This is a genomic window from Brevundimonas sp., assembly GCF_032017145.1.
Taxonomy (GTDB): Bacteria; Pseudomonadota; Alphaproteobacteria; order Caulobacterales; family Caulobacteraceae; genus Brevundimonas.
Map to the genome: position 1 here is coordinate 1 of NZ_DALZQC010000167.1, position 4213 is coordinate 4213.

The window sequence follows — 4213 nt, forward strand, 5'->3', positions numbered from 1 at the left end:
CGCCGCGCCCGCCGCCGCCGCTGCTCCGGTCGCCATGCCCAGCGATCCGGCGACCATCGTCGCCCGCGCGGGCGAAGAGGTGAAGTCGCCGATGGTCGGCACCGCCTATCTGCAGCCTTCGCCCGAGGCGCCGGCCTTCGTCCAGCCGGGCGACAAGGTCAAGAAGGGCCAGACCCTGCTGATCGTGGAAGCCATGAAGACGATGAACCCGATCCAGGCCCCGCGCGACGGCGTGGTCGCCGACATTCTGGTCGGCGACGCCCAGCCGGTCGAGTTCGGCGAAGTCCTCGTCCTGCTCGAGGCGTAAGCCATGTTCACCAAGGTTCTGATCGCCAATCGCGGCGAGATCGCCCTGCGGGTCCACCGGGCCTGCAAGGAGATGGGCATCTCCACCGTCGCCGTTCACTCCGAGGCCGACCGCGGCGCCATGTGGGTGCGTCTGGCAGACGAGAGCGTCTGCATCGGCCCGGCCTCCGCCGCCAAGTCGTATCTGAACATCCCCTCGATCATCGCGGCGGCGGAAATCACCGGCGCCCAGGCGATCCACCCCGGCTACGGCTTCCTGTCGGAGAACGCCCGCTTCGCCGAGATCGTCGAGGCCCACGGCATGACCTTCATCGGTCCCAAGCCCGAGCATATCCGGGTCATGGGCGACAAGATCAGCGCCAAACAGACGGTCAAGGACGCAGGCATTCCCGTGGTTCCGGGCTCCGACGGCGAGGTGGAGACGGTCGAGGCCGCCATCGAGGCGTCCAAGTCCATCGGCTTCCCCCTGATCGTCAAGGCGGCGGCGGGCGGCGGCGGACGCGGCATGAAGGTCGCCCTGACGCCCGACGACCTGGTCGAGGCGGTCCAGACCGCCCAGTCCGAGGCCAAGGCCGCCTTCGGCAACGGCGCCGTCTATATGGAGCGCTATCTCCAGAAGCCGCGCCACATCGAGATCCAGGTCATCGCCGACAGCCACGGCAATGTCGTCCACCTGGGCGAACGCGACTGCTCGCTGCAACGCCGTCACCAGAAGGTGCTGGAAGAGGCCCCCTCGCCCGCCCTGTCGGCGGAGGGTCGCAAGCAGATCGGCGAGACGGTCAACAAGGCCATCGCCGCCATCGGCTATCTGGGCGTCGGCACCATCGAGTTCCTGTGGGAGGACGGCGAGTTCTTCTTCATCGAGATGAACACCCGCCTGCAGGTCGAACACCCGGTCACCGAAATGATCACCGGCGTCGATCTGGTGCGCGAACAGGTGCGGATCGCCGCCGGTCTGCCGCTGTCGTTCACCCAGGACGATATCGAGTTCAAGGGCCACGCCATCGAGGTGCGGATCAACGCCGAGAACCCCGAGACCTTCACCCCCTCGCCGGGCAAGATCACCGACTTCCACGCGCCGGGCGGCTTGGGCGTGCGCCTGGATAGCGCCATCTACGCCGGCTATTCGATCCCGCCCTATTACGACAGCCTGATCGGCAAGCTGATTGTTCACGGCCGCGACCGCGAAGAGGCCATCGCGCGCCTGAAGCGGTCGCTGGGCGAGGTGGTCATCGGCGGCGTCGACACCACCATCCCCCTGTTCCAGAAGCTCCTGGCCGAGCCGGACATCCTGTCGGGCGATTACGACATCCACTGGCTGGAGAAGTGGGCCGCCCGTCAGAAGGGCGACGCCTGACCGATCCCGATTTCAGCGCCAGCGGGCCTTTCGGCGGTTTCGGCCCCGAGGACCTGCTGGCCTGTTACGCCCGGGGCGTGTTTCCGATGGCCGAGGCGCGCGACGATCCGCGCGTCTTCATCATCGAGCCGGAGCAGCGGGGCGTCATACCGCTGGACGCCTTCCACATTCCCAGTCGCCTGCGACGCACCGTGCGGAGCGAGCCGTTTCAAGTGCGGGTCGATACCGCCTTTGAGGCGGTGCTGGACGGCTGTGCGGCGGCGCTAGGACCGGATCGCGAAGACACCTGGATCAACGCCCCCATCCGGCGGCTGTATGCCGCCCTGTTCGCCATGGGCCATGTCCACTCCATCGAATGCTGGCGGGACGAGCGGCTGGTCGGCGGGCTTTACGGCGTGTCGCTGGGCGGGGCCTTTTTCGGCGAGAGCATGTTCAGCCGCGAGCGCGACGCCTCGAAGGTCGCTTTGGTGCATCTGGTCGCGCGGTTGAGGAAGGGCGGCTGGACCCTGTTAGACGCCCAGTTTCTGACCGATCACCTCAGCCAGTTCGGGGCGGTGGAGACGCCGCAGGCGGCCTATCTGAGGCGGCTGGCGCCCGCGCTGAAAGTCACGCCCGACCAAGCGGCCCTGACCGCGCCCCTGACCGGCGCAGAAGCGGTCGCTTTAGCCAGCGCATAAGTCCGAGAAGACAGGTTTCCCAGTTCGTCATTCCGGGGCTGAGCGGAGCGAAGAACCCGGAACCCAGGACCTCATCCGCGTTGCCGGCCCCATTCAACGGCCCACGCGCCTCTCCTGGGTTCCGGGTTCGTCCTTCGGACGCCCCGGAATGACGGACGGTGCAAGGTTTTGGGCATGTCCGGACACGATTTCGGACCTGTCCCGACACGGATGTGCTGGCCACGATACGACGCTTCGGCCTCGATGCCGGCATGACCGACACATCGACACCCCCGCCCCGCCTGTCCGCCTTCAAGGAAGCCGGAGAGATCGCCCTGACGCTGGTCGTCGCCCTGATCGTGGCGACGCTGTTGCGCCTTCTGCTGTTTCAGCCCTTCACCATCCCGTCCTCGTCGATGGAGCCGGGACTGGTGACCGGCGACTATATCGTCGTGTCCAAGTTCGCCTATGGCTGGAGCGAAGCGTCGCTGCCGCTGGCGTCGTCGATCAGGCCGGGACGGCTGATGGGGGCGCAGGCGCGTCGCGGCGACGTGGTGGTGTTCCGCCTGCCGCGCGATCCCGAACAGGTCTGGATCAAGCGGGTCGTGGGCCTGCCTGGCGATACGGTTCAGGTGCGGGGCGGCGTGGTCTTCGTCAATGGCGCGGCCGTGCGCCAGACGCGGCTGGATTTCGTCGCCGATCACGATGCGCCGCAGCGCCGGGTGCAGCGGGTGCGCGAGACCCTGGCCGACGGCCGCAGCTACGTCACCTATGACGGCGGGCCGGGCCTGCCCGGCGACGACACGCCGCCGCGCCGCGTGCCGGCAGGTCATTATCTGATGATGGGCGACAATCGCGACAATTCGCTGGACAGCCGCTGGCCGCCCGAGATCGGCGTGGGCCTGCTGCCGGCCGAGAACATCGTCGGCCGGGCCGAGGTGGTGCTGGCGTCCTGGAAGCCGGGGGCGAGCCTGTTCAAGCCTTGGACCTGGCTGAACCTGCAATGGGACCGCTTGCTGGTTCGGGTGCGGTAGACCGCCCCCGGACTGGCCACGGAAGCGACGGCCTAACCCGCCCGATATTCGTCGAAACTGACCACGCCGTCATGGTTTCGATCCAGGCGGTCGAAGGCGGCCCGGCTGGGCGCGGCCGACCGGGACTGAGCCAGGGCGGGGACCGCGACGGCGCCAAGCGCCAGGCCGGCCAGGGCGGCGGCCGCCAGCTGACGCCAGCCGGTGGGAACGGAACGACGCGCGCCGGTCTGGTTCAGTTCGGCGTCGATGAAGCGGCGGATGGCCTCGCTGGCCGTCCGGCCCTCGGCCTGGCAGCGGGCCATGAAGGCGGTCTTGGCGGCGTAGGACAGACGGACTTCCACCGTCTCGTCCTTCTTCAACGGTCGTTTGCGATCCATGCCGGTCTCCCCGCCGTTCGGTCAGTTCTTACAGCCGACCACCCAGGCGTCGTAATAGGGGTTCTGCACGCCGCTGACCGCCGGGGACGAGGCGAACATCCAGCCCCGGAATATCTGGCGCGACGTGGTCTGGCCGCGCGGCTGCAGCGAGACGTCCATATAGGCGATGGCGTCCTCGGTCAGTTCGTCGGGCGTCGTCACCTCACAGGCGCGGGCCGCGAAGACCAGGTTGCGGTTGAAGCGCACGGGGCGGCCGCCGACCTCGACCTCGAACTTCATCGTCTCGGCCGTGACCTTGTCGATGGCCTGGATGACCGCGAACTTGCGCCGCTGGCGACGGCCGGGCGTGGCGGGCTGGTCGATGGCCTTTTCGGCGACCGGGCGTTCGGCCTTGACCTCGTCCTCGGCCTTTTCCTCGACGGCGGCGTCCTCGGCGATGATGACGGCCGGGGGCGGCGTCACCGCGACGGGCGCGCGCGGGGC

Annotated in this window: 6 protein-coding genes; 4 read left to right on the top strand and 2 right to left on the bottom strand. The window is 68.3% G+C overall.

Features of this window, described 5'->3' with window-relative positions; all coding sequences use genetic code 11:
• From RTU05_RS17155 to lepB, 4 genes are all read left to right on the top strand, one after another.
• A partial coding sequence (locus tag RTU05_RS17155; protein ID WP_312599527.1) for a biotin/lipoyl-containing protein occupies nucleotides 1-307 on the top strand: 307 nt, incomplete at its 5' end.
• Nucleotides 308-310: 3 nt separating this feature from the next.
• Nucleotides 311-1663 (top strand): acetyl-CoA carboxylase biotin carboxylase subunit, encoded by a 1353-nt coding sequence (gene accC / locus RTU05_RS17160; RefSeq protein WP_292045613.1) that lies wholly within the window; start codon nucleotides 311-313, stop codon nucleotides 1661-1663.
• Nucleotides 1660-2340: a leucyl/phenylalanyl-tRNA--protein transferase gene (gene aat, locus RTU05_RS17165; RefSeq protein WP_312599531.1), complete on the top strand. Its 681-nt coding sequence runs from the start codon at nucleotides 1660-1662 to the stop codon at nucleotides 2338-2340. The genes accC and aat overlap by 4 nt, the downstream gene beginning before the upstream one ends.
• 251 nt (nucleotides 2341-2591) lie before the next feature.
• Nucleotides 2592-3353, top strand: coding sequence for a signal peptidase I (lepB, locus tag RTU05_RS17170; RefSeq protein ID WP_312599528.1), 762 nt, complete (start codon nucleotides 2592-2594; stop codon nucleotides 3351-3353).
• A 32-nt stretch (nucleotides 3354-3385) separates the two neighbouring features.
• On the opposite strand, the gene RTU05_RS17175 is transcribed toward lepB, so the two are convergent.
• Together RTU05_RS17175 and RTU05_RS17180 are read right to left on the bottom strand one after the other, a co-directional pair.
• Nucleotides 3386-3730, bottom strand: a complete 345-nt coding sequence (locus tag RTU05_RS17175; protein WP_312599529.1) for a hypothetical protein — start codon at nucleotides 3728-3730, stop codon at nucleotides 3386-3388.
• Nucleotides 3731-3751: 21 nt separating this feature from the next.
• Nucleotides 3752-4213, bottom strand: a 462-nt coding sequence (locus RTU05_RS17180) for a DUF2155 domain-containing protein (protein WP_312599530.1), incomplete at its 5' end; no start/stop codon positions are given.

Coding starts and splice junctions, on each gene's coding strand:
- accC (WP_292045613.1), top strand. CDS start 311: ATGTTCACCAAGGTTCTGATCGCCAATCGCGGCGAGATCGCCCTGCGG.
- lepB (WP_312599528.1), top strand. CDS start 2,592: ATGACCGACACATCGACACCCCCGCCCCGCCTGTCCGCCTTCAAGGAA.
- RTU05_RS17175 (WP_312599529.1), bottom strand. CDS start 3,730: ATGGATCGCAAACGACCGTTGAAGAAGGACGAGACGGTGGAAGTCCGT.